The sequence below is a fragment of the Amycolatopsis pithecellobii genome (genome assembly GCF_009707865.1).
Taxonomy (GTDB): Bacteria; Actinomycetota; Actinomycetes; order Mycobacteriales; family Pseudonocardiaceae; genus Amycolatopsis_E; species Amycolatopsis_E pithecellobii.
This window is the reverse complement of the sequence record NZ_WMBA01000047.1, coordinates 13831-38166: the sequence shown is the minus strand read 5'-3', so window position 1 is coordinate 38166 and position 24336 is coordinate 13831. Positions and strand designations below refer to the sequence as shown.

At 69.2% G+C, this 24336-nt stretch carries 21 protein-coding genes and 2 pseudogenes; 10 read left to right on the top strand and 13 right to left on the bottom strand.

Features of this window, described 5'->3' with window-relative positions; genetic code table 11:
• Positions 1–3: 3 nt before the first annotated feature.
• The 3 genes from GKO32_RS25890 to GKO32_RS25880 all read right to left on the bottom strand — a co-directional run bounded on the left by GKO32_RS25890 (position 4) and on the right by GKO32_RS25880 (position 2788).
• Entirely contained in the window at positions 4–423 is a 420-nt protein-coding gene (locus GKO32_RS25890; RefSeq protein WP_154759508.1) for a YbjQ family protein, read from the bottom strand.
• Positions 420–1100: a response regulator gene (locus GKO32_RS25885; protein ID WP_154759534.1), complete on the bottom strand. Its 681-nt coding sequence runs from the start codon at positions 1098–1100 to the stop codon at positions 420–422. The genes GKO32_RS25890 and GKO32_RS25885 overlap by 4 nt, the downstream gene beginning before the upstream one ends.
• Before the next feature lie 71 nt (positions 1101–1171).
• Positions 1172–2788 (bottom strand): sensor histidine kinase, encoded by a 1617-nt coding sequence (locus GKO32_RS25880; RefSeq protein ID WP_154759507.1) that lies wholly within the window; start codon positions 2786–2788, stop codon positions 1172–1174.
• Positions 2789–2961: 173 nt separating this feature from the next.
• Here GKO32_RS25880 and GKO32_RS25875 point away from each other — a divergent pair, with 173 nt between their 5' ends.
• A complete protein-coding gene (locus GKO32_RS25875) occupies positions 2962–4278 on the top strand; it encodes a cation:dicarboxylate symporter family transporter (protein ID WP_154759533.1) in 1317 nt (438 codons plus the stop codon).
• Between the two features lie 5 nt (positions 4279–4283).
• Here the strand turns inward: GKO32_RS25875 and GKO32_RS25870 are convergent, their stop codons facing one another.
• The 3 genes from GKO32_RS25870 to GKO32_RS25860 all read right to left on the bottom strand — a co-directional run bounded on the left by GKO32_RS25870 (position 4284) and on the right by GKO32_RS25860 (position 9157).
• A complete protein-coding gene (locus GKO32_RS25870; RefSeq protein WP_312868542.1) occupies positions 4284–4727 on the bottom strand; it encodes an SRPBCC family protein in 444 nt (147 codons plus the stop codon).
• A gap of 287 nt (positions 4728–5014) precedes the next feature.
• A complete protein-coding gene (gene uvrA, locus GKO32_RS25865) occupies positions 5015–7876 on the bottom strand; it encodes an excinuclease ABC subunit UvrA (protein WP_312868541.1) in 2862 nt (953 codons plus the stop codon).
• A gap of 54 nt (positions 7877–7930) precedes the next feature.
• Positions 7931–9157 carry an acyltransferase family protein gene (locus GKO32_RS25860; RefSeq protein WP_312868540.1) on the bottom strand — a complete coding sequence of 409 codons (1227 nt, stop codon included), beginning with the start codon at positions 9155–9157 and terminating at the stop codon, positions 7931–7933.
• Positions 9158–9267: 110 nt separating this feature from the next.
• Here GKO32_RS25860 and GKO32_RS25855 point away from each other — a divergent pair, with 110 nt between their 5' ends.
• The gene (locus tag GKO32_RS25855) at positions 9268–9948 is read left to right on the top strand and encodes an MBL fold metallo-hydrolase (RefSeq protein WP_312868539.1); all 681 of its coding nucleotides are present in this window, start codon (positions 9268–9270) and stop codon (positions 9946–9948) included.
• Between the two features lie 15 nt (positions 9949–9963).
• Positions 9964–10404, top strand: a pseudogene (gene rnhA, locus GKO32_RS38165) (ribonuclease HI); the annotation flags it as partial.
• A gap of 367 nt (positions 10405–10771) precedes the next feature.
• On the opposite strand, the gene GKO32_RS25845 reads toward rnhA, so the two are convergent.
• The 4 genes and pseudogenes from GKO32_RS25845 to GKO32_RS25830 all read right to left on the bottom strand — a co-directional run bounded on the left by GKO32_RS25845 (position 10772) and on the right by GKO32_RS25830 (position 13462).
• Positions 10772–11281, bottom strand: a complete 510-nt coding sequence (locus GKO32_RS25845; protein ID WP_154759504.1) for a mycothiol transferase — start codon at positions 11279–11281, stop codon at positions 10772–10774.
• A 10-nt stretch (positions 11282–11291) separates the two neighbouring features.
• Positions 11292–12005, bottom strand: coding sequence for an ABC transporter permease (locus GKO32_RS25840; protein WP_154759531.1), 714 nt, complete (start codon positions 12003–12005; stop codon positions 11292–11294).
• Positions 12006–12057: 52 nt separating this feature from the next.
• Positions 12058–12543 carry an MmpS family transport accessory protein gene (locus GKO32_RS25835; protein WP_154759503.1) on the bottom strand — a complete coding sequence of 162 codons (486 nt, stop codon included), beginning with the start codon at positions 12541–12543 and terminating at the stop codon, positions 12058–12060.
• An 80-nt stretch (positions 12544–12623) separates the two neighbouring features.
• Positions 12624–13462: pseudogene (locus tag GKO32_RS25830) on the bottom strand (MgtC/SapB family protein).
• A 205-nt stretch (positions 13463–13667) separates the two neighbouring features.
• Between GKO32_RS25830 and GKO32_RS25825 the strand changes: the two are divergent.
• The 3 genes from GKO32_RS25825 to GKO32_RS25815 are packed head-to-tail and all read left to right on the top strand — an operon-like array spanning position 13668 to position 15974.
• On the top strand, positions 13668–14636 hold the full coding sequence (locus tag GKO32_RS25825; RefSeq protein WP_312868538.1) for a LacI family DNA-binding transcriptional regulator: 969 nt from the start codon (positions 13668–13670) through the stop codon (positions 14634–14636).
• A gap of 39 nt (positions 14637–14675) precedes the next feature.
• Positions 14676–15260, top strand: a complete 585-nt coding sequence (locus GKO32_RS25820; protein WP_312868537.1) for a DNA-binding protein — start codon at positions 14676–14678, stop codon at positions 15258–15260.
• A 60-nt stretch (positions 15261–15320) separates the two neighbouring features.
• A complete protein-coding gene (locus GKO32_RS25815) occupies positions 15321–15974 on the top strand; it encodes an RES family NAD+ phosphorylase (RefSeq protein ID WP_154759502.1) in 654 nt (217 codons plus the stop codon).
• Here GKO32_RS25815 and GKO32_RS25810 read toward each other — a convergent pair.
• Genes GKO32_RS25810 through GKO32_RS25800 form a run of 3 tightly spaced genes read right to left on the bottom strand, consistent with a single transcriptional unit; the run spans position 15956 to position 19411 of the window.
• Positions 15956–16498 carry a GNAT family N-acetyltransferase gene (locus GKO32_RS25810; RefSeq protein WP_166459732.1) on the bottom strand — a complete coding sequence of 181 codons (543 nt, stop codon included), beginning with the start codon at positions 16496–16498 and terminating at the stop codon, positions 15956–15958. The two genes, GKO32_RS25815 and GKO32_RS25810, sit on opposite strands and share 19 nt — an antisense overlap.
• Positions 16495–18429, bottom strand: a complete 1935-nt coding sequence (locus GKO32_RS25805; RefSeq protein WP_312868536.1) for a S9 family peptidase — start codon at positions 18427–18429, stop codon at positions 16495–16497. The genes GKO32_RS25810 and GKO32_RS25805 overlap by 4 nt, the downstream gene beginning before the upstream one ends.
• Before the next feature lie 10 nt (positions 18430–18439).
• Positions 18440–19411 (bottom strand): TerC family protein, encoded by a 972-nt coding sequence (locus GKO32_RS25800; RefSeq protein WP_154759500.1) that lies wholly within the window; start codon positions 19409–19411, stop codon positions 18440–18442.
• A gap of 251 nt (positions 19412–19662) precedes the next feature.
• Here GKO32_RS25800 and GKO32_RS25795 point away from each other — a divergent pair, with 251 nt between their 5' ends.
• The 4 genes from GKO32_RS25795 to GKO32_RS25780 are packed head-to-tail and all read left to right on the top strand — an operon-like array spanning position 19663 to position 24310.
• Positions 19663–22476, top strand: a complete 2814-nt coding sequence (locus GKO32_RS25795) for an alpha/beta fold hydrolase (RefSeq protein WP_312868535.1) — start codon at positions 19663–19665, stop codon at positions 22474–22476.
• Positions 22473–23399, top strand: a complete 927-nt coding sequence (locus GKO32_RS25790; RefSeq protein ID WP_312868534.1) for a DUF2705 family protein — start codon at positions 22473–22475, stop codon at positions 23397–23399. The genes GKO32_RS25795 and GKO32_RS25790 overlap by 4 nt, the downstream gene beginning before the upstream one ends.
• Positions 23400–23409: 10 nt before the next feature.
• The gene (locus tag GKO32_RS25785) at positions 23410–23889 is read left to right on the top strand and encodes a hypothetical protein (RefSeq protein ID WP_154759499.1); all 480 of its coding nucleotides are present in this window, start codon (positions 23410–23412) and stop codon (positions 23887–23889) included.
• Between the two features lie 40 nt (positions 23890–23929).
• A complete protein-coding gene (locus GKO32_RS25780) occupies positions 23930–24310 on the top strand; it encodes a VOC family protein (protein ID WP_154759498.1) in 381 nt (126 codons plus the stop codon).
• The last annotated feature ends 26 nt before the right edge of the window (positions 24311–24336 follow it).

Here is a 24336-nt window from a genome sequence, read left to right as displayed (position 1 = left end):
CGGTTATTGCTGTGGGTAGGCCTTCAGTGGGTATTGCTGGGGTTGTTGCTGCTGCGGCTGTTGCTGAGTTCCTTCCGGGACGACGTAAACGGCGGTGCCGTAGGCCGCGATCTCGCTGGCCGTCTGCGCGATCTCGTTACAGTCGAAGCGCAATGCCAGCACCGCGTTCGCGCCGTAGTTCATCGCCTCCTGAGCGAGCCGCCCCAGCGCCTCGTGCCGGGAGTCGGAGAGCAATTTGGACAGACCTTTCAGCTCACCGCCCGCCATCGCCTTGAATCCGGCACCCATGGTGGAGAACATGTTCCGGCTGCGCACGGTGAGCCCGAAGACCTCGCCGAACACCCGCACGACCTGGTAGCCCGGCAAATCGTTCATCGTGGACAACAGGATCGGGTACTGCTGCTGTGGATATCCCTGAGTCATGGCTGGGAGCGTAGCTGGTAGCCGGGCGCCACATACCAAACCTCGGGCCTGCCCACCTGACCGTAGTGTGGTTCTCGTCTCGCGAGCCCGTTGTCGGCCAGGTATTCGAGGTACCGGCGCGCGGTCACCCGCGAAACACCGACCATCTCCCCGGCCGTACCGGCGGCCATTCCCGCCGGCTCGGCACGTAACGCGGCGATGATCGCGTCCAGTGTCTCGGCGCTCATTCCCTTCGGCAGCGCACGACGAACCGGGGTGCGCAATGTCGCGAGTGTACGGTCCACATCGGTCTGATCGGCGGCTTCACCATCACTGGCCCGGAAACGCAGGTAGGTTTCCAGCTTTTCTCGCAGGGAAGCGAAAGTGAACGGCTTGAGCAGGTACTGCACCACACCGACGGACACCGCGGTCTTCACCACGGCCAGATCCCGCGCGGACGTCACCGCGATGACATCCACCGCGCTGCCCGACGCGCGCAAAGACCGGCACACCGCGAGACCGTGGATATCGGGCAGATAGAAGTCCAGCAGCATCAGATCGACGGCGTGCCGCTCGCAAAACCGCAGGGCCTCCGCGCCGGAATGGACCACACCGGCGACCGTGAATCCGGCGACCCGCTCGACGTACTGCCGATGTGCCTCCGCCACCACCGGATCGTCCTCGACGACCAGCACCATACTGGGCCGCTCGTTCCCCGTCCCGCCGTCGGTCACGGCGAATTGGCTTTCGGGGGACGGCTTCCGGTTGCTCACGGTCGGCCTGCTTTCGGTCGGATCGGCATCGCCCCCTGCCGCAACGGCAACCGTACCGTGAACACCGCCCCACTGTCGTTGCCGAGGGAAATCTCGCCGCCGTGCCGGCGCACGACCTGTCCCACGAGCGCCAGCCCGAGCCCGTGACCGACTGGGCCGTCCTGCGGTTTGGTGGACCAGCCACGCTGGAACACCTCGCTCTTCGCGGCATCGGCGACACCCTTGCCGGTGTCCGCGACCCGCAGCAGCAGATCGCCGCCATCGGTCCGGACGGTCACGATGACCCGCGGCCGGGCCGACGCGGCGTTCTCGATCGCGGCGTCGATGGCGTTGTCGATGAGATTGCCCAGCACCGTGACCAGGTCGCGCGGTTCCATGTCGAGCTCGTCGAGCGCGGTGTCGTCGGTCAGGATCAGCTCGGCGCCGCGCTCGTTCGCCTCCGCGGCCTTGCCGAGCAGCAGCGCGGCCAGCACCGGTTCCGCCACCGCGCCGACGACCCGGTCGGTCAGCTGCTGCGCGATCCGCAGCTCCGCCGTCGCGAACTCGACGGCCTCCGCCGCGCGGCCCATCTCGACCAGCGACACCACGGTGTGCAGCCGGTTCGCGGCCTCATGTGCCTGCGCGTGCAAGGACTCGGCGAGCCCGCGCGTCGTGTTGAGCTCGCCGGTCAGCCGCTGGAGATCCGTGTGGTCGCGCAAGGTCACGACGACGCCGCGCAGGCGCTGCTCCTCGTACACCGGCGCGGTGCTGACCACGAGCACGCGCGAGTCGGTCACGTGGATCTCGTCCGTTTTCGGTTCCCCGGCGCAAAAAGTGGCCACGAGTGCGGGCGGCAGCCCGATCTCCCCCACCGGTTCCCCGGCCGGATCTTCCTCGAGCCCGAGCAGTTCACGCGCGCCGTCGTTGCACAACACCACCTCGCCGTCCGGGTCCAGCAGCACCAGCCCTTCGCGAACGGCGTGCAAAGTCGCTTCGTAGTAGGCGAAAACGCTGCTCAGCTCGGCAGGTGCAAGACCGCGGGTCTGCCGTTTCAGCCGTGAGCTGACCAGCACACTGCCCGCGACGCCGACCATGAGGACGGCCGCCGCCACCATCAGCAGGCGGAACAGCTCTGTGGCCAGTTGCGCGGAGATCGCGTCGATCTTGATGCCGACCGATACGAGCGCGACGACCCGGCTGCCGTCGAAAACCGGGACCACGGCACGCATCGACGGGCCGAGGGTGCCGGTGTAGGTCTCGGTGTAGAGGTGCCCCTCCCGTGCCTGCTCGATATTACCGAGGAACGGCAGCCCGATCAGCGCCGGATTCGGGTGTGTGTAACGGATTCCCTCGGGCGTCATGATGGTGACGAAGTCGACGCCGGTATCGGCCTGCACACGCACGGCGTAGGGCTCCAGCATGCTACTGGGATCCGATGTGGACAGTGCATTCAGGACGGTCGGGCTGGCGGCGATGGTGCGCGACACCCCGGCCACCACCTCGGTCGCCCGCTCGTCCGTCGCGCGCGAGAAGTCCGCCCAGGCGAACCCTGCGCCCGCGGCGACCAGCGCGGCGAACCCGGCCACCTGCACCAGCAACAACTGCCGCGCCAGGCTCCAACGCCGATTTCTCATGGTCCAGACGATAGCCAGGGCGTGAAGCACGAACTCAATGAACACAACCGTGACGGCCGGCCACGGCGAACCGCATAGTCACCTCGCCAGCCGCGCCAGGTGAGGGCGCGCCAATCCCCCACTTGGAGGCAAAGGTGCCGACAGCAGAATCCGCGCCACCGCGGCGCGACCGGATGCATTATCTCTATCTCGCGGTGGTCGCCGCGGTGGCCGCGGGCATCATCGCCGGGTTCGCCGCCCCCGGGTTCGCGAAGGGACTCGCGCCGCTGGGCACCGGGTTCGTCAACCTGATCAAAATGATGATCTCCCCGATCATTTTCTGCACGATCACGCTCGGCGTCGGCTCGGTCGCGAAGGCGGCCAAGGTCGGCAAGGTGGGCCTGATCGCGATCGGGTACTTCGTGGTGATGTCCACGATCGCGCTCGCCATCGGGCTCGTCGTGGGCAACCTGCTGCATCCCGGCTCGGGGCTGCATCTCGACCCGGCGTCCGCGGCCAAGGCGCACCAGCAGGCCACCGGGGGCGAGGGCAGCACAGACTTCCTGCTCGGGATCATCCCGGAGTCGCTGCTGTCGGCGTTCACCGAAGGTTCGGTGCTGCAGACGTTGTTGGTGGCGCTGCTCGCCGGGTTCGCCCTGCAGAAGATGGGCAATGCCGGAAAGCCGATCCTGCGCGGGATCGAGCACCTGCAGAAGCTGGTGTTCCGGATCCTGTCGATGATCATGTGGGCGGCCCCGGTCGGAGCGTTCGGCGCGATCGCGGCGGTGGTCGGCAACACCGGGTGGGCCGCGCTGCGGAGCCTGCTGGTGGTCATGGTCGGGTTCTACCTGACCTGCCTGGTGTTCGTATTCGTCGTGCTGGGCGCGGTGTTGTGGTTCGGGGCGCGGGTCAGTGTGCTCCGCCTGCTGCGCTATCTGGGCCGCGAGTTCCTGCTGATCGTGTCGACGTCCTCGTCGGAATCCGCGCTGCCGCGGCTGATCGCGAAGATGGAGCACCTCGGGGTGAGCCGGTCGGTCGCCGGTATCACCGTGCCGACCGGGTACTCGTTCAACCTCGACGGCACCGCGATCTACCTGACCATGGCGACGCTGTTCGTCGCGTCGGCGCAGGGCAGCCCGCTGTCGATCGGGGAGCAGATCTCGCTGCTGGTGTTCATGATCATCGCGTCGAAGGGGGCGGCCGGGGTGAGCGGCGCCGGTATCGCGACCCTCGCCGGCGGCTTGCAGTCGCACCGGCCGGACCTCGTCGGCGGTGTCGGGTTCATTCTCGGCATCGACCGGTTCATGTCGGAAGCGCGGGCGGTGACGAACTTCGCCGGGAACGCGGTGGCGACGGTGCTGATCAGCTCGTGGACGAAGGAGTTCGACCGCACCAAGGCGACGGAAGTGCTGGCCGGGCGCGAACCCTTCAACGAGACGACGCTGCTGGACGACTCGCCCGCGCCGGAACCGGCCGAAGACTCACGGCCGACGGCGGACGCGCTGACCTGAGTTGCTCACGCCGTGAGGCGCGCCCGCAGACCGGTCCGGCCACGCCGCATCATCACGGCGTGGTTGGCCAGGAAGAGCGGGCGTGCCACCGGCGCGAGCTTGCGCAGCAACGGTTTCCGCACTTGAACCCGCTGGGTGATTTCGAGCGTCGTGCCCGCCGGATGCCGCAGCACGGAGGCGGCGAGCGACCCTTCGAGGTCGCCTTCCAGGTGCACCCTCAGCCGGCCCGTGGACACGTTCTGTTCCGCGCGGCGCATCCGGATGACGAGACCATAGGGCAGGGTCGCCCGGCACACGAGCTCCGCGGTGTCGTCGTCGATCCGCCGCACCGCACGGACATCCGGCCACCAACGGGGGTAGTTCTCCACGTCCACGACCGCGTCGAACACCGCCCGCCGCGGCGCGGGCAGGAACCACGTGTCGCGGAACCGGTAGTCGTTGAGGCGCACGACGTGAGTATGCGTGACTGTCGCCGGCGCCGCTGGAGTCCGAAGTGGACGGTGTGGCTTCGCCGGGGGTGGCGGCAGTGGGGGGACCTCGTTGGGGCGCGTCACGTGGCGGGGGCAGCAGGCCAGCAGTGCCGCCAGGCGACCCGGGCCGCGGCTGCGCACCCCACGGCGACACGCAACGCGCAACTCGCACGCACGCCAACGCGCAACTCGACCACACGCAACGCGCAACTCGCACGCACGCAACGCGCGACTCGCGCGCACGGAACGCGCGACTCGCGGTCGGCTCAGGCCGGGGTCAGCACTGTCCGCAGGTATTGGCCCGTGTGGCTTTCCTCGATCCCGGCGATCTCTTCCGGCGTGCCCTCCGCCACGACGGTGCCGCCACCTGAACCGCCTTCCGGGCCCATGTCGACGATCCAGTCGGAAGTCTTGATCACGTCGAGGTTGTGCTCGATGACGATCACCGTGTTGCCCTTGTCGACCAGGCCGTTGATCACGCCGAGCAGTTTGCTGATGTCCTCGAAGTGCAGCCCGGTCGTCGGCTCGTCCAGCACGTACACCGTCTTGCCGGTGGACCGCTTCTGCAACTCGCTCGCCAGCTTCACCCGCTGCGCCTCACCGCCGGACAGGGTCGGCGCGGGCTGGCCGAGCCGGACGTAACCGAGACCGACGTCCACCAGCGTTTGCAGATGCCGGTGAATCGCCTTGATCGGCTCGAAGAACTCGGCCGCCTCCTCGATCGGCATGTCGAGCACGTCCGACACCGTCTTGCCCTTGTAGTGCACCTCCAGCGTCTCGCGGTTGTACCGCGCGCCCTTGCACACCTCGCACGGGACATACACGTCCGGCAGGAAGTTCATCTCGATCTTGATCGTGCCGTCCCCGGCGCACGCCTCGCACCGGCCGCCCTTGACGTTGAACGAGAACCGGCCCGGCTGGTAGCCGCGGACCTTCGCTTCCGTGGTGGCCGCGAACAGCTTGCGCACGTGGTCCCACACGCCGGTGTACGTCGCCGGGTTGGACCGCGGGGTGCGGCCGATCGGCGACTGGTCCACCCGCACGAGCTTGTCCACCAGATCGAGCCCGCGGACCCGGGTGTGCCTGCCGGGCACCTGACGAGCGCCGTTGAGCTTGTTCGCCAGCACCGTCGCGAGGATGTCGTTCACCAGCGTGGACTTGCCCGAGCCCGACACTCCCGTGACCGAGACCAGGCACCCCAGCGGGAACGACACGTCCACGCCGCGCAGGTTGTGCTCGCGTGCGCCGACGACCGTCAGCCTGCGCTTGCGATCCACCGGACGGCGGATGCCCGGCACCGCGATGGCGCGCCGCCCGGACAGGTACTGTCCGGTGAGGGATTCCTTACTACGCAACAGTTTCTTGTACGGTCCACTGTGGACAACCCGGCCACCGTGCTCCCCCGCGCCCGGACCGATGTCCACCACCCAGTCGCTGGAACGGATCGTGTCCTCGTCATGCTCGACGACGATCAGCGTGTTGCCCAGATCCCGCAGCCTGCTCAGCGTCTCGATCAGCCGGTGGTTGTCCCGCTGGTGCAAGCCGATCGACGGTTCGTCCAGCACGTAGAGCACCCCGACCAGACCGGAGCCGATCTGCGTGGCGAGCCGGATGCGCTGCGCCTCACCACCGGACAAGGTGGCCGAGGCCCGGTCGAGCGAGAGGTAGTTCAGCCCGACATCCAGCAGGAAGCGCAGCCGCGCCTGGATCTCCTTGAGCACCGCGCCCGCGATCATGCTCTGGCGGCTGTCGAGCCGGAGCCCGTCGAGGAACCCCGAGGCCTCCTCGATCGACAGCGCACACACCTCGGCGATCGAACGGTCACCCTGCTCGGCGTGTTCCAGGGTGACCGCGAGGATCTCCGGCTTCAGCCGGGCGCCCTGGCAGGCCGGGCACGGCACCTCGCGCATGTACCCCTCGTAGCGCTCGCGCATCTGTTCCGAGTCGGTCTGCTCGAGCCGCCGTTCCAGGAAGGGGATCACGCCCTCGAAGTTCGCGTAGTACGAACGCTGACGGCCGTACCGGTTGCGGTAGCGGACGTGCACCTGCTCGTTCACCCCGTGCAGCACCGCCTTCTGCACCTTCGCGGGCAAGGTGCGCCACGGCGTGTCCATCCGGAACCCGATGGTCTCCGCCAATGACTCCAGCAGCCGCTGGAAGTAGTCGGCGCTCTGGCCACCCGCCCACGGCGCTATCGCGCCCTCCTCGAGGGACAGCTCGTCATCCGGGACGACGAGCTCCGGGTCGACCTCCTTGCGGATGCCGAGCCCGGTGCATTCCAGGCAGGCGCCGTACGGCGAGTTGAACGAGAACGAGCGCGGCTCGAGATCCTCGATCGCGAGCGGATGCCCGTTGGGACAGGCCAGATTCTCGGAAAAACCGCGGATCCGGTGCGGGTCGTGTTCGGGCAGGTCCACGAACTCCAGCTCCAGCAGCCCGTCCGCGAGGCGCAGCGCGGTCTCCACCGAGTCGGTCAGGCGCTGCTTCGACGAGGACTTGACCGAGAGCCGGTCGACCACGACGCCGATGTTGTGCTTCTCCTGCTTTTTCAGCTTCGGCGGATCGGTGAGCTGATACACCTGCCCGTCGACGAGCGCGCGCGAATACCCCTGCTGCTGCAGGTTCGCGAACAGATCGACGTACTCCCCCTTGCGACCGCGCACCACCGGCGCGAGGACCTGAAACCGGGTGCCCGGCTCCATTTCGAGCACCTGATCGACGATCTGCTGCGGGGTCTGCTTGCTGATCAGCTCGCCACACTGCGGGCAGTGCGCCTTGCCCGCCCTCGCGTACAGCAACCGCAGGTAGTCGTAGACCTCGGTGATCGTGCCCACCGTGGACCGCGGGTTGCGCGACGTGGACTTCTGATCGATCGACACCGCGGGCGACAGGCCCTCGATGAAGTCCACGTCGGGTTTGTCCATCTGCCCGAGGAACTGGCGGGCGTACGCCGACAGCGATTCCACGTAACGGCGCTGGCCCTCGGCGAAGATCGTGTCGAAGGCGAGGCTCGACTTGCCCGAGCCGGACAGCCCGGTGAACACGATCAGGCTGTCCCGGGGCAGGTCGAGATCGACGCCACGGAGATTGTGCTCGCGGGCGCCGCGAACAACGAGGCGATCAGCCACGCCAAGGTCCCTTCGCTGGAGAGTTTCGGCCGTTCACACCAGCCGCGACCCATGCTAGGACGGACCACCGACAGAAACGGGAGCCGGACCGCTCGGTGAACCCGGGAGCAGGTCGTCCGGCGCGGTCCGGGGCGATGGCACCATCCGGCGCGGGCGGGTCAGGCGACTGTACGCCGGCCGCTCGACCAGTGTAGTGAGCAGCCAGCCGGCGATGACCGCGGCGGCGACCAGGATCGGCAACCGGACCCAGCCGGGCACCCCGGCATCGAGCAGCAGGCGGGCCAGCACGTAACCCAGTTCCTGGTGCAGGAGGTAGACCCCGTAGGAAATGCCGGCCAGCCAGGTGAACACGGGCGCCAGTGGCCGCAACAGCGACCAGTCGGGTCCCTTCGCGGCGGCGCAGACGAGTAGCAGCATCACCGCGAACCCGAGATCCGACGGGAGCCGGGCCGGGTCGCTCGGCAGCGCGACGTGATCGGGATACAGGTGCAGATCCTGCGCCGCGATGACGGCGATGAGCAGCAGCGTGAGATGCCCGCCGCCGAGCCGGTTCCGTGACCACAGCCAGATTCCGATGCCGGCGGCGAACGCGTGCATCCGGTGCAGGCCGAGGCCGAACACGACGCTGTAGGCCCATGGCGCCGGGTTGTGCACGCCGATCACCACGAACCGGACGAACAACGGGACGACGACCAGGCCCCAGGCGAGCAGCTGGGCCCGGCGGGTGCCACGCAACCACGGCGTGCCCGCCCACAGCATCGCGGCGCCGCTGAACACCATGAGCTGCACGGGAAGCGTCCAGTAGGAGCCGTCCAGCCAGATGAAGTACTGGTTCCAGCCCTGCAGCAGGAACAGGTTGATCAGCAGGTCGTGGCCGACCGGGACGTACCACGACGACACCCAGGCCAGGCCGTCGGAGGTGGGGCCGAAGAGCGTGCCGAACCAGCCGCTGTCGAAGGTCTGGTGGTTGAACGCCGCGCCCGCGAACCGCATCACGACGTAGGTGATCAACACGGCGATGACGTACGGCGGCAGCAAACGGGCAACCTTGCACCACCACCAGCGTGCGGTGCCGCCGCGGCGGATCGTCTGGCAGACGAAGAAACCGGAGATCACCATCAGTACCGCGGCACCGAACTGCGCCGTGTCCCGGAACGGGTAGTCGCCGAGCTCGGGATGAGCGAACGGGCCCTGATGCGTGATGTGCCCCAGCAGCACCGAGAACACGGCGACCACGCGGACCACATCCCAGCTGATCTTGCGCGGTTTCGAGCGGGACACGGGCTTCCTGAAGATCGACGACGGCAACGGGACCGGAGGCTACGTTACGAATCTGAGACCAGCCTGAACGGGTGCGAACACGCCGGGTACGGGCGACTACCGTGTGACCGGTGAACGTCGTGGATGACTACACCGGGCACGTCGAGCCGGGCGGCGACGCCGCACGGCGCACGCTCGGGGCGCTGACCATTACGAAACTGTCGGTCGGGCCGATGAACAACAACGTCTACCTGCTGGTGTGCCGCGCCCAGAACGAGGGGCTGCTGATCGACGCCGCGGCCGACCCGGACCGCATCTCGGACCTGATCGGCCACGGCCCTGACCGGCCGGCGCTGCGCACCATCGTGACGACGCACCAGCATGGTGATCACTGGCAGGCGCTGGGCGCGGTCGCGGGGGCGAACGGCGCGAACACCGCGGCGCACCCGCTGGACGCGGAGCCGCTGCCGGTGCCCCCGGACTTCCTCGTCGAACACGGGGACACGTTGTCCGTCGGTGACTGCACGCTCGAGGTGATCCATCTCCGCGGGCACACCCCGGGTTCGATCGCCTTGCTGTACCGCGATCCCGCCGGATCGCCCCACCTGTTCACGGGCGATTCCCTGTTCCCCGGCGGCGTCGGGAACACGCAGCAGGACCCGGAACGTTTCACGTCGCTGATCAACGATGTCGAGTCCCGGATCTTCGACGTGCTGCCGGACGAGACGTGGTTCTACCCCGGCCACGGGGACGATTCGACGCTCGGCAGGGAACGGCCGAAACTCGGCGAATGGCGTGAGCGCGGCTGGTGAGGGTGTAGTCGCAGCATGGGGGAACCGACCGTGGAGATCTACACCGACGGCGCCTGCAGTGGTAATCCGGGCCCCGGCGGCTGGGGTGCCGTGCTGCGGTACGGCAAGCACGAGCGCGAACTCCACGGCGGCGATCCCGGTCCCACCACCAACAATCGCATGGAGTTGATGGCGGCCATCCAGGCGCTGGAGACACTCACCCGGCCGTCGGTGGTGCACCTGTACACCGACAGCAGCTACGTACGTAACGGCGTGCTCAAATGGGTCGCCACCTGGAAACGCAACGGCTGGCGCACCGCCGCCAAAACCGCCGTGAAGAACGAGGATCTGTGGCGCAGGCTCGACACCGCGGCGCAGCGGCATGACATCGAGTGGCACTGGGTCAAGGGGCACGCCGGGCATCCGGAAAACGAGCGCGCCGACCGGCTCGCGGTGCTCGGCGTCAAGGAGGCGGCCAAGATGCCGCCGGTGCCGCGAAAACTCGTCCCCACCCCGCAAAGCGCGCTACCGCTGAACGAACCGGCGAAAGCGGATTACCGCCCCGACGACACGGAATGCGTGCACGAGATGCCCGCCTCGTGGTGCGCGCTGTGCAAACCCCTGCCCCCGGGGGTCCTGCCGCGCGGCTACCGGGTGGCCGGCGACGCCTACCACAACGACCCCGACTGTGACTGGCTCCGCAAGGGCCAGCGCTATGCCGCTCGCCTCGGCAAGCAGACGCACGAGGTGGTGCCGATCGCGTGGGCCAGCGTCGCTCCCGGCGAACTCGAACCGTGCGAGGCGTGCTGCACCGTCGAGTGGATCCGGCGGCACAGCCGCTGAATCACTGGCCCAGCAGGATTCCCCGCGCGTAAGCCGCCTGCCCGGCGTGCTGCAGATCGTCCGACAGCACACTGACCAGGCGCACGCCGAGGGTCACCGGCGGGTCCCACGCGCGGTCGACGATCCGGTCCAGCTGCGATTCCTTCAAGTCGCCCAGCCAGGCCACGGTCTGATCGTGCACGGCGTCGTGATACCCGGTCAGTAACGCGGACGGCACGCGAACCGCCGCGACCTCGCCGGCGCTGTGGCCGTAGCCGGTCTCACCAGGACCGAACGGCAGCCCGAACCGCTCGTGCCAGCCTTGTTCCGTCCACACCTGCGGGGTTTCCGCGAGGTCCGCGAGATGATCATCCTGGACCCGGGTGAGATGCCAGATCAGCCAGGCGACCGTGTTCGTCGCACCACCGGGGCGCTCGGCGAGCTGGTCCTCACTCAGCCCCCGCACCGCACGGTGCACAACCTGCTGGATCCGGTCGAAGCCGTCGATCACGAGATCCGCGACATCACTCATGCTCCTCACGCTATCGCTTGGCGATCAATCCCGCCGCGACCAACTGCACCGCGACCAGCACGGCGATCGACTCGGCGGCGAGCAACCCGACCAGCACGAGCAGCTGGGTCACCCCGGCCGCCACCGGGCTCGCCCCGCCGAGCAGCATCCCGACGTACGCGCCCGGCAGGGTCACCAGGCCGACCGTGCGGGTCTGGTCCAACGCCGGGATGAGCGCCTGCCCCGCGGAGGGGCGGCAGATCTCCAACGCGGCGGCCCGCGGCAGGAACCCGAGCGCGAGCGCCGCTTCGTACTCGCCGTACCGGATCTTGAGCTCGTCGAGCGCGCGGCGGGCCGCCTGCGACGTCGCGGTCATCGCCCCGCCGATCACGATGCCGCCGATGGGCACGACCGCGATCGGGCGCCATGGCACGACCCCGGCTCCCAGTACGACCGCGAGCACGGGCACCACACCTGCCGCGATCGCCACCGCAACTGGCGGCACCTGCCGTGGCACCCCGATGCGCCGCGCCGACGTGACCGCCGCGACGCCGAACATCAGCACCACGAACAAACCCGTCAGCCAGCCCGATTTCAGGATTCCCGTGATCACCAGCGAAACCGCGGCCAGTTGCCCGACCGCCCGTACCGCGGCCAGCACCACGGCCCTGCCCTTGCCGAGCTCGCCGAGCCATACGATCACCGTGCCCAGCGCGACCAGCACCGCCAGCACCACGGCGAGCATGGGGCCGAGCACGATGTTCGAACCCGTCACGGGCCGATCGTGCCAGTGCGCGTCAGCTCAGGGATTTCGAGCAGCGCACCACGTCCTGTGGCCCGGCGCTGGATTCGCTGACCGTGCTGCCGTCCACGACGATGCGGCAGCCGATACTGCCAGGGCCCGTGTTGCGCGCGGTCAAAGTGAAGTACTGGTCGCTGCCGGCCCGGCTGGTGTGCTGGATGGAAAGCGACCACGGCATGGCGGCCTCGCCGACCTGCTCGATGGCGGCGCCCTGGCCGACGTAGGTGATGGTGAGGGCGTCGGTGTCCCCGGTGAGCAGGTACGTGACGTCGTGAGTCACCAGCGGAGCGGGCGCCGGGGCGGCCGGCGGGTTGACCCCGTTGAGTGTCGCCGGTGCGGGCTCACCCTGGCGATGGCCGACGACGACCGCCGACACCACGCCGATGGCGGCCAGCACACTCAACGCGGCCAGCAGCACCACCGTGCCGGACCGCGGCCTTCGCCGCCGTGTGGGGACCCCCGCGGGAACGACAACACCCATGACCGGGTCTTCTCTCCGCTCGTCGCGCTTCCGCCAAGCGCGTCAACTGGTACTCGCCAGAAGAGTGCGAATTGTTACGACTATGACCCGATCAGGAAACTTTTCACTCGAATGGGGGAAGGTGAACGTTTTTCACTTCGGTCGTCGAGTTCGCCCGTCTCGACCTCGATGACGCCCGGCTGACCGGCCAGCGCGGTCAGCAACTCGTTCACATTCCGCGGCCCGGCCAACCGCAACCGCAGGTCGATGAGCCCGCGCGCACGGACCAGCGTGTCGCCGCCTTCGATTTCCTGCCGCTCGGTGACGGCGTGCTCGACCGAATAGCCCGAGCGGGTGGCAAGCTCGAGCACCGTCCGCAAGACGCCCTCGCCGTCGCGGTAGGTCACGCGGACGGCCGACGTCGTCGCACGGGAGCCGGTGGCGAACCGGATCAGCGGCGGATAGCCATACACCACAAGGAAATGCGCTCCCGTCACCACGACGGCGAGCAGCGGGAGACCGGCCGCGCACGCACATCCGACCGCGACGCTCATCCAGACGACCGCCGCCGTGGTGAGGCCGCGCACGATGTCGCGGCGGACGAAGATCAGGCCGCCGCCGATGAAACCGATACCGGACACAATCTGCGCCGCCACTCGCTGGGCCCCCGCTGTGGCATGCTTTTCCGCCACAGTAGGGGAGGATCGAGGACGACGCGTCCTTCGGCCAGCACATCGGTGAAGCCGTATTTACTCACCAGCAGGAACAATGCCGCGCCGACGCCGACGAGGGTGTGCGTGCGAAGCCCGGCGCTCTTCTGCTTGAGCTCACGTTCGAGCCCGATCAGGGAGCACAGCAGGAGGGCGAGCAGCAGCTCCCACACTTGCGTCCAGCCTTGGCCGCCCGGTTCGCCGATGCCGAACGCCAGCGATGGGGACATGACGCATCACCTTCCCGTGGCCGGAAAGTGTCCATCATGCCCGTGCCCGGCCGATGCCGCCGACGGCCAGCCCCCCAGCAGCCTGCCGGCAGCGACATCGGCCGGCCTCCCGGCGCGACACGGGAAACTGCGGCAAGTAAACGATTACCAATGAAGCTATTCTTCGACCGAGGGCGGTGTCAAGGGAATCCGGAAGGGGGTCGTGGTGGCGACGATCAACGACGTGGCCCACCTCGCCGGGGTTTCCACGGCGACGGTGTCCCGGGCGCTCAACGGAAAGTCCACAGTGGACCCCGCACTGGCGGAACGGGTGCGGTCGGCGGCCGATGAGCTGGGCTATCAGCCCAACGGGCCGGCCAGGAACCTGCGCCGCCGGGAGACAGCCGTGTTCGCGCTGATCATCTCGGACGTGGAGAACCCCTTCTTCACCGCGATCGCCCGTGGCGTCGAGGACACCGCCCAGACCGCGGGCTACTCGGTGGTGCTGTGCAACTCCGACGAGAACCCGGAAAAGGAGCGGCGCTACATCGATGTCGCGCTGCAGGAACGCGTCGCCGGCGTGGTGCTGTCGCCGACCGGCGCCTCGCCGAGCATCGAACGGCTTCGCCGCGGCGGCACCCCGGTGGTCGCGGTCGACCGGCCGCTCATCGCGTGTGACCAGGTGCTGGTGGATTCCCGGCGCGCCGCCCGGGAGGCGACCGAGCATCTCATCGCCGCCGGGTACACGCGCATCGGCTGTATCGGCGGTCCGCCCGGGGTGCGCACCGCCGACGACCGGGTCGCCGGGTACCGCGACGCGCTACACGGACGCAGCCCGCGCCTGGAACGGCGGGCCGAATACCGCACGACCGGGGGCAGGCAGGCCGCGAGGGACCTGCTCGCCGACTCACCGGACGCGTTGCTGGTGGCCAACAGTTCGATGGCGATCGGGGTACTGGAAGTGCTCGCCGAGGCGGGGCTGCGGCCGGGCCGAGACGTCGGCGTGGTTGCCTTCGACGACGCGCCGTGGACGACGCTGATCAACCCGTCGCTGACCGTCGTCGCACAGCCCGCGCGCGAAATCGGCGCGGAGGCGGCGCGCCTGCTGCTGGCCCGCATCGCCGAACCCGCCCACCCGCCGGTGGTGACGATTCTGGGCGCCCACCTCATCCCGCGCGGCAGCACCCGGCACTGAGAACGCACGGAGGCGCACGGCCGTGCTATTCTAGGTGGCGTGACGATGGCTCTGGAGAACGTACTCGCGAAGGCGGGGCTCCGGATCGACGCCGCGGACTTCCTGACCCTGGTCGAGGACGCGGCGCGCCGGCTCGTGCCGCCGAATCCCGAACCGGCGCAGTTCTTTTCCGCCGCCCAGCGCGAGGCACTCACCGACGTCGGGCTCGACCTCTCGCCGCATCACGAGCATGAACCCGACTACCGGGCGCGTTCCGTTGCGGCGCAAGCGGTACTGGCCGAATCGGCGCTCACCGTCACGGCCGCGGCCCGGCGGCTCGGCATCGACCCGAGCCGCGTCCGGCACCGGCTCGCCGCGCGACGGCTGGCCGGCTGGAAAGACCAGAGCGGCTGGCGGCTGCCCGCGTGGCAGTTCACCGACGGCGGCGTACTGCCGGGTCTGGACGCGGTGCTGGCCGCCGTGCCCGCCGATGAGCCCGCGCTCGTGGTCGCCGCGTTCATGAGCAGCAGACAGGACGACCTGCTCATCGCGGGCGAGGCCGTCGCCCCCCGCGAGTGGCTGCTGGCCGGCGGCGACCCCCGGCCCGTCGCCGCGCTGGCGAGCACACTCGGCACGGCCGTCTGATGCGCTGCCCGAAGTTTCACAAGCCACTCCGGAACAGTCTCTAGGCGGTTCACGTACTCAATGGCCCGGCTACCTCTGCCGCCTGATCGCGCCGTGCTGGTCGGTGAGCTGCGTGACGAGGACATCGTCGCGGTGCACCCGGCCACCCGGCTCGTCCGCGTTTTCAGCGCGCGCGGCCACCACCCGCAACAGTGGAATTCCTTCCGCCGCACCGGTCCGCTGCCGCATGGCCGGTTCGATCAGCAGCAACCGGGGCACGGCGGTGCCGCGGTGCACGATCCCGGCAACGGTGTCGTCTACTTCGGACTCTCCGTGCGCACCAGCGTCGCCGAGGTGTTCCAGGAATCGTCCGTTGTGGACCGTCGCACCAAGGGCCCGCAGCTCGTCGTGGTCCGCCCGACCCGGACCTTGCGGTTGCTGGACCTGTCCGGACTGTGGCCGACCAGGGTGGGTGCTTCCCAGGAGATTTCCAGCGGCCCCAAGAAAATCACGCAAGCCTGGGCACGTGCGATCCGCGCGGCCTTCCCCGGCATCGACGGGGTGTGGTACCGGTCCTCAATGGACGGTGGCGGGCCCGCCGTGTGCCTGTGGGACCCGCCGGCCGGCGACGCGCTGCCCGCCGAGCCGGATGTGTTGCTGCCGCTGGATCATCCTGGTCTGGACATCCCGCTCGGCCGGGTGTGCGAGCAGCTGAACTACATCTTGCTTTCCTGAATCGGCCGCGAGTAGCGGATCTCCGGCGTCCACTCCCCCGCGATCCCGCCGTCCTTTTCGACCTCGTCGCAGCTCCAGCCGTGCGCCTCGTAGAACCGCCGCGCCGGCCCGTTGCCGGTCAGCACCCACAGCACGACGTGCCGGAACCCATATGCGGCAAGGTGTCCGAGCGCGGCCTGATGCACCGCGTGTCCCGCACCGGTGCCGCGCCGACGAGGATCGGCGTAGATCGCGCACAGCTCACCCGTCGCGTGGACCGGGTGCCGGTCCGCCTCGTCGCGCACCGACCGCACGAACGCGTAGGCCTCGATCCTGCCGTCCGGACCGGTCGCGACGAACATCGACGCCGCGTCGGTGTGGCCACGCAACCCGGTCGCCCATCGCTCGCGCAACGTCTCGTACCGCATCCCGTCGAGATACGAATCCGGGATCAGGCCACGGTAAGCCGCCCGCCAGCCGTCGACGTTGATCTCGGCGATCCGGGCGGCGTCCGCCGGAACCGCGCGCCGCACCGTCCAGTTCACCGCCGCACCGGAAGGTGGCGCGACCACCATTCCAGTACCGCCTCGAATCGCTGGATCCGGTGCCGCGGCTTGCCCGAGCGGGTCAGCTCGTGACCTTCGCCGGGGAACAGCAGCATCTCGACCTCCGCGCCGGCCCGTTTGAGCGCCACGAAAAGCCGTTGCGCCTGCTCGACCGGGCAGCGCCAGTCATGTTCGGAATGCGCCACCAGGAACGGGATGCTGATGCGGTCGGCGTAGGTGAGCGGGCTGCGTTCCCGCTGCACCTCGGGCTCACTGCCGAGGTAGGCGTCGACGAACAACCAGCCGATATCGGAGCTGCCGACCATCGAGTCCCATGCGGTGACAGCCCGCTCGCTCCACGCCGCGCGGAACCGCTCGCCGTGGTGCGCGGCGAGCCAAGCCGTCATGAACCCGCCATAGGAACCGCCCATCACGCCGACCCGCGACGAGTCGAGCGCGGGCCGCTCCAGCGCGGAATCCAGGAGCGCCAGCACATCGTCGACGTCGACCGTGCCGAGCGCGCGCACGATCGCGCGGCCATGGCTCTGCCCGTACCCGGCCGAACCACGCGGATTCGCCAGCACCACCGCGTACCCCGCCGCGGCATACACCTGTGCCTCGTCGAACAGGCCCCAGTCGTAGGCGGCGAACGGGCCGCCGTGCACGACCAGCAGCACCGGGTGCGGGCCGTCTCCCTCGGGTTCGACGAGCCAGCCGTGCACCGGATACCCGTCCGGCGCGGTCGCCGTCAGCTCCTGTAGCGGGCGGATTCCCTTGTTCCGCAACGGTTTTGACCAGTCGGTGAGCACTTTCCCGGTGCCGCCGGAGATCAGCACGACGTCACCGGCGCTGTCCGGGCCGGACACGACCGCCGCGATCCGGTCGCCGTCGACGGTGAACGACCGCACGGCGGCGCGCTCCCCGGCCAGCAGCGCGAGCTTCTCCAGCGGGACCCCGTCGGCGTCGTCCGGCACCGCCCGCAGTTCGACCGCGCCTCGGTTGAGCACCGCGACCACCAGCCGGTCACCCAGCACCGCCGGCGCGCCGGCCCCGGCGTGGACGTGCACCGTCTCCACGTCGGTCAGGCGGCGCGGCGTCCCACCGGACAGCGGTGCCGACCACAGCCCGGGGTTGCGGGCCGCCTCGTACGGCCGGGCGAATTCGGCGCCGACGAACCACACCACGCCGTCGCCGACCGTGATCCGCTCCACGCCGCCCGCGCTCCGGATCAGCAGACGCGGCTCACCAGGACGGTGCGCCGGCACCGCGTAGATGTCCGCCTCCTCGGTTTCCTTTGCGCCCCAGTCGCGCGGCGCGGCGACCAGGATCGTCTCGCCGTCCGGCGTCCACGCGGGCCCGGACACATCCACCCGCTCGTCGGTGAGCGCAACCAGGTCCGCGTCGGGCTCGGTCGCGTCGACGACGAACAGCCGCTGCGGCCGGTCACGGAGGAAACCGATGTTGTCGATGCGGTAGTCGAACCGCGTAATACGCCGCGGCGCTTCTTCGGCCGGCTCGAGCTTTTCCCCGTCCGCCGTGGCGACGCCGTACCGCCCGGGCTCGGAAACCCTTGCGGTGAAAGCAATCCGGCGCGAGTCCGGCGCCCACACCGGGGCGCCGGCACCGAGCGGCAGATCCGTCAGCCTCCGCGCGTCACCACCCGTCGTCGGCATGACATGCACCTGCGGCGGCGCCTTCGGCTCGCCCGCACGCAGGAACGCGACCCAGCGCCCGTCCGGGGAAATGGCGGGCGCCGAGTCGTACTCGCCGTGGGTCCACGGTGTGGCCGTTCCGTCGAGCCCGATCCGCCACACGGCACCGCGGTAGGTGTTGGTTTCCGCGTGTGGCGCCGAAACCGCGGTCAGCAGGAGATCTCCCTGCAGGGCAGGCGTTCCGGGCGTGGACAGCAGTTCGATATCAGTGGGGTGCACTCCGGCGAGGTTACTGTGACGCGGAAGCGGGTTCGACACGAGCGTCCCGCCTGCTCTTGAGCAGGCTGGCGGTGGTGGTGATGGTCAACACTCCGACGATCACGCCCAGCGAGAGCCAGTTGCTGATGTCGAGCCAGTCCGGCGCCAGGTGGTACTCGTGCAGCGCGTGCAGCACCAGTTTCAGCCCGATGAAGCCGAGGATCACGGCGAGCCCGTAATTGAGGTACACCAGCCGTTTGACGAGTCCGCCGAGCAAGAAGAACAGCTGCCGCAAGCCCATCAGCGCGAACGCGTTGGCAGTGAAGACGAGGAACGCCTCCTGGGTGATGCCGAAGATCGCCGGGATGGAGTCCACGGCGAACAGCAGGTCGGCACTGCCGAGCGCGATGATCACCAGGAACATCGGCGTCATCATCCGCTTGCCGTCCCGCCGGACGAACATCTTGTGGCCCTCGAACGATTCGCTGACCGGATAGAGCTTGCGCGCCCACCTGGTCACCACGTTCTCGTGGTACTCCTCGGTGTCGTCGTTGCCGCGGACCATACTGATCGCCGTCCACAGCAGGATCGCACCGAAGAGGAAGAACACCCACACGAACTGGGCGATCAGCGCCGCACCGACCGCGATGAACACACTGCGCATGGCCAGCGCCAGCAGGATTCCGACGAGCAGCACGCGGTGCTGGTGGATCAGCGGCACCTTGAACGAGGCCATGATCACCATGAAGATGAACAAGTTGTCCACCGACAGGGAGTACTCGGTGATGTACCCGGTGAAGAACTCGACGCCGGAATCATGCCCGGCGAAGATCCACACCCCGGCGCCGAAGAGCACCGCACAGGACACGTAGAACACGACCCATTTGGCCGCTTCGGCGGCGGTCACCGCATGCGGGTTGCGGTCGACGATCACCAGGTCGATCGCGATCAGGACGAGCAGGCCGGCGACGGTGGTGAGCCAGACCCACAAGGGGACATTCATTGACGTACAACCTCCGGTTAGCGCGTACAGCAGCTAGCCGGAGGTCTCTTCCGCCGGGTGCGAAAACACCTGGCCGACGGTGCCGGGGACCCCGAGGGATCACCGTGCTGACGACACCGCCGCGAAGGAATACTCCCCTCCACTTGTTGTCCATCATGTCCGATCTCAGATCCGGATGCCAGCTTAGGTAGCCCTCATCACTGCTGAGGACCGCGCGCTCGTTCTCAGGAAACGTCACATACGGTTTCGGAGTGCCCCGTAACCCACTACCGCACACCCGCCGCGGCCGGCTGCTGACACTCGGTGTGGTGGTGGTGCTCCTCGCCGCCGTCACCGTGTGGGTGACTGCGAACCGCGGTCCCGCGCCGGTCGCCCACCAGGACGCCGTGCTCGATGTGCCCGCCGCTCCCGGCTCGGCCGACCAGGTGCGCCTGGACACCACCCTCTACCTGCCTGCCACCACCCCGGCGCCGGCATTGTTGCTGCCACACGGTTTCGGCGCCGACAAGACCGGCGTCGCGGACGAGGCGCAGGAGCTGGCGCGACGCGGGTTCGTCGTGCTGACCTGGTCTGCGCGCGGGTTCGGGCACAGCACGGGTCAGATCGGGCTCAACGACCCTGATCTCGAAGTCGCCGACGCGGCGCATCTGGTCGACTTCCTCGCGAAGCGACCGGACGTCCGGCTCGACGGCCCGAACGATCCGCGCGTCGGTGTCGTCGGCGCGTCCTACGGTGGGGCGCTGGCGCTTCTGCTTGCGGGGCAGGACAAGCGCATCGACGCTATCTCCCCGGAAATCACCTACAACGATCTCGGGCAGGCACTCGTCCCGAACGCCGCGGGCACCGCCCCGGTGGCCACCACTCCGGCGACCGGGGTGTTCGGCGCCGACGGGGTGTTCAAGCGGTCGTGGGCCGGGATCCTCTTCGCCGCGGGCACCTCCACGGGCGCCCTCGGCGAGGCACCCGAGCCGGGACAGGCCGGCACCGACAACGCGCAGAGCGCCACCGGGGGCGGCGGCGGTTCCGGAGCGGCGGGTGCACCGGCGCAACTGCCGCCGGCGAGCAGCGTGTGCGGCCGCTTCACCGCGCAGATCTGCCAGGCCTACACGGAACTCGCGACCACCGGCCGCGCCAGTGCGGCGACCGTGGAGCTGCTGCGGCGGTTGTCCCCGGCGTCGGTGACGAACCGGATCACCGCGCCCACGCTGCTGGTGCAGGGCGAGGCCGACACGCTGTTCGGGCTGGAGCAGGCCGACGCGAACGCGCGCCAGATCGCCGCGGCGGGCGGGAAAGTACAACTGATCTGGTACGCGGGCGGGCACGACGGCGGCGGGCCGGGACCACAGCTGCGCGCGAAGGTCGCGGACTGGTTGTGGTTCCAGCTCACCGGGGAGGGCAGCAACCCGGTCACCGGGTTCGCCTACGACGTACAAGGATCGCTGCGGGCCTCGGGCACGCCGTCGGTGCGCATCCTCAACGCGCCGGACTACCCCGGTCTGGGCGGGGATCCGGTGCAGCGCAAGGAAGTCACGCTGGGTTCCCGGCCGCAGACGGTGACCAACCCGCCGGGCGGGACGCCGGCTGCGGTCAGCGGGATACCCGGGCTCAACGGGCTCGCCGGGTCCTCGCGGGTGTCCGGTCTGTTCGGCATCGACCCGCCCGGCCAGTCCGCGCGGTTCACCAGTGCACCGCTGGATTCACAACTGCTGGTGGCCGGCTCACCGACGGTCCGGCTGCGCGTCGCGGGCACCACCCCGGACGCGGTGTTGTTCGTGAAGCTGTACGACGTCAGCCCGGACGGGACCCGTGCGCTACCGGGCAATGCGGTCGCGCCGATCCGGGTTCCGCTGGCCGGCGGCGCGGCCGAGATGACCGTGGCGCTCGCCGGCGTCGTGCGACCCATCGAGTCCGGGCACGCGCTGCAAGTCGTGGTCACCACCACCGACCAGGCCTACGCGACGCCGGTTTCCCCTGCGGGGTACCAAATCTCGCTCGACGGCGGACTTTCGGTGCCCGTCGTCCCCGGCAACGCCGTCGGCGGCGGCTGGCCGCTGGGCAACCTCCTGGGCATCGCGGGGGTGCTGATCGCCGCGCTGGCGGTGACGGTCATCGCCGGGCTGCGCCGGCGCCGGGCGGGCCGCGCGGATCCGGAACTGGCCGAGGTGCCGCTGGTGATCGAAGGCCTGACCAAGGCCTATCCGGGTGGGGTGACCGCCGTCAAGAACCTGTCGTTCCGGGTGGAGCCGGGCCAGGTGCTGGGCCTGCTCGGACCCAACGGCGCCGGGAAAACAACGACCCTGCGCATGCTGATGGGCCTGATCACGCCGACGGCCGGGCAGATCAGGGTATTCGGCCACGAGGTGCATCCCGGCGCGCCGGTGCTGTCGCGGATCGGGTCCTTTGTGGAGGGTTCGGGTTTCCTGCCGCACCTGTCCGGTGAGCTGAACCTGCGGCTGTACTGGGACGCCACCGGTCGCCCCGCGGAGAAGGCGCATTTCGCCGAGGCACTGGAAATCGCCGGCCTCGGCAACGCGGTCCATCGCAAGGTCCGCACCTACAGCCAGGGCATGCGGCAACGACTCGCCATCGCACAGGCGATGCTCGGCCTGCCGGAGCTGCTCGTGCTCGACGAACCCACCAACGGGCTCGACCCGCCCCAGATCCACCAGATGCGCGAGGTCCTGCAGCGCTACGCGGCGACCGGGCGCACCGTGGTCGTGTCGAGCCATCTGCTGGCCGAAGTCGAGCAGACCTGTTCGCATGTGGTCGTCATGCACCGCGGCGCGCTCGTCGCGTCCGGCGAGGTCAGCGATCTCGCCGCGGCGGGCGGTGAAGCGACCTTCCGGGTCGACGACCCGGAAGCGGCGGCGGGTGTGCTGCGCTCGACGCCCGGAGTGTCCGAAGTGGACATCGAAGGCGAGCTGGTGCACGCGGATCTCGACGGGCTGCCACGCGCCGAGGCGGTGGCCGCGCTGGTGGGCGCCGGGGTCAGGGTCGAGCAGGCCGGGCCGCGGCGCCGGCTGGAGGACGCGTTCCTGCGTCTGGTTGGGGAGGAGGCACGGTGACCGAGAACGGAGTCCACACCGACCCGGCCGCGCTCGACGAGCTGGCCGAGGCGGCGCGGCACGAGCAGACCGAAGTCGGCGAGAACGGCGGAGTCGCCGGGTACAAACCGGGCCGCACCCTCCGGCTGAGCGTGGAACTGCGCCGACAGTTCCGCCGCCGGCGCACCCAGCTCGTACTCGGGTTCGTCGTGCTGCTGCCGTTCATCCTGGTGGCCGCGTTCGAGATCGGGCAGTCCAGCCCGAACCGGCGCTCCGGCGGGTTCGTCGACCTGGCCACCGCGAGCGCGCCGAACTTCGTCGTGCTCGGCCTGTTCGTGGCGAGCGGGTTCCTGCTGCCCACGATCGTCGCGCTGTTCTTCGGGGACACGATCGCGAGCGAGGCGTCCTGGTCGAGCTTGAAGTATCTGCTGGCGATCCCGGTGCCACGACATCGGGTGCTGCGGCAGAAGGCGATCGTGTCCGGCCTGCTGTCGATCCTCGCGCTGGTGCTGCTGCCGGTGGTCTCCCTGGTGGTGGGGCTGCTGTGGTACGGCGCGGGCGATGCGATCAGCCCGACCGGTGACGCGATCGGGTTCGGCCAGAGCCTGCTGGTGCTCGCGGTGAGCACGGTGTACCTCGTGGTGCAACTGGCCTGGGTGGCGGGGCTCGCGCTGCTGCTGAGTGTGTCCACCGACGCCCCGCTCGGCGCGGTCGGCGGGGCGGTGCTGGCGGCGATCCTGTCGCAGATCCTGGACCAGATCACGGCTCTGGGCAGCCTGCGCAACTACCTGCCGACGCACTACTCGTCGGCCTGGATAGACCTGTTCTCGACCGACATCGACTGGACGAACATCGCGGCCGGCGTGCTGTCGGCGGTCATCTACGCGACCGTGCTGACGTTGCTGGCCGCCCGCCGATTCGCCACGAAGGACATTACGAGCTGATAATTCGCGGATGACCGCCATCGAGGTCTCACACCCGCCGGCCGCGCTGATCCGGCTGGTCAATCGCGTACTCGTGTTCGCGCTGCCCACTCCGCTCGGGGGCCCGGCGCGAAAAGCCATCATGGTCCTGCGTTTCACGGGCCGTAAGAGCGGGCGTCGCTATGCCGTGCCCGTCACGGCGCACCGGGCGGACGGCACGCTGATGTCGCTGACCGGCGCACCGTGGCGGGTCAACTTCCGCGGCGGACGTGACCTCGACGTCGTGTTCGAGGGCCGCACGACGCCGATGCGCGGAGTGCTCGTCGAGCAGGCGCGGACGGTGGCCGAGATGTACCGGCAGCGCATCGACGAGCTGGGGCCGAAGCAGGCACAGCGGCTGCTGGGCATCAAGATCACGGTGCCACACCTGCCGACCGTCGAGGAGCTGACCAGCGACGTCGAACGGGAGCATCTGTCGATCATCTGGCTCAAGCCGCGGGACGCCGGGTAAGCTCGGAGTTTGCCCCTTTCAGTACGCGAGGAGGCGACGCATGCCCCGTCCGGTCCACTTCGAGATCCACGCCTCGGACCCGGAGCGTGCGATCACGTTCTACACCACCGTTTTCGAATGGTCCTTCGAGCGCTGGGGTACCAAGCCGTACTGGCTTATCAGCACCGGCTGCGGGCCGGGGATCGACGGCGGCCTGGTGCCGCGGCAGGGGCCGGCGCCCGCGGAGGGGGCCCCGGTGAACGCGTATCCGAACACGATGGAAGTGCCGGATGTGGATGCCGCGGTCCGGCGGGTGGGGCAGGCCGGCGGCTCGGTCGTGGTGCCGAAGACGGCGCTGACCGGGATGGGCTGGCTGGTGTACTGCACGGACACCGAGGGCAACATCTTCGGGTTGCTGGAGAACGACACCTCCGCGGAATGAGCCCTGGAGCCGGCGGAACGGAAATT

Coding starts and splice junctions, on each gene's coding strand:
- GKO32_RS25780 (WP_154759498.1), top strand. CDS start 23,930: ATGCCCCGTCCGGTCCACTTCGAGATCCACGCCTCGGACCCGGAGCGT.
- GKO32_RS25840 (WP_154759531.1), bottom strand. CDS start 12,005: ATGCTCGCCGTGGTGCTGGCGGTGCTGGTCGCGCTGGGCACGGTGATC.
- GKO32_RS25785 (WP_154759499.1), top strand. CDS start 23,410: ATGACCGCCATCGAGGTCTCACACCCGCCGGCCGCGCTGATCCGGCTG.
- GKO32_RS25885 (WP_154759534.1), bottom strand. CDS start 1,100: ATGGTGCTGGTCGTCGAGGACGATCCGGTGGTGGCGGAGGCACATCGG.
- GKO32_RS25845 (WP_154759504.1), bottom strand. CDS start 11,281: ATGAGTGATGTCGCGGATCTCGTGATCGACGGCTTCGACCGGATCCAG.
- GKO32_RS25835 (WP_154759503.1), bottom strand. CDS start 12,543: ATGGGTGTTGTCGTTCCCGCGGGGGTCCCCACACGGCGGCGAAGGCCG.
- GKO32_RS25880 (WP_154759507.1), bottom strand. CDS start 2,788: ATGAGAAATCGGCGTTGGAGCCTGGCGCGGCAGTTGTTGCTGGTGCAG.
- GKO32_RS25815 (WP_154759502.1), top strand. CDS start 15,321: ATGGCCCGGCTACCTCTGCCGCCTGATCGCGCCGTGCTGGTCGGTGAG.
- GKO32_RS25800 (WP_154759500.1), bottom strand. CDS start 19,411: ATGAATGTCCCCTTGTGGGTCTGGCTCACCACCGTCGCCGGCCTGCTC.
- GKO32_RS25890 (WP_154759508.1), bottom strand. CDS start 423: ATGACTCAGGGATATCCACAGCAGCAGTACCCGATCCTGTTGTCCACG.
- GKO32_RS25875 (WP_154759533.1), top strand. CDS start 2,962: ATGCATTATCTCTATCTCGCGGTGGTCGCCGCGGTGGCCGCGGGCATC.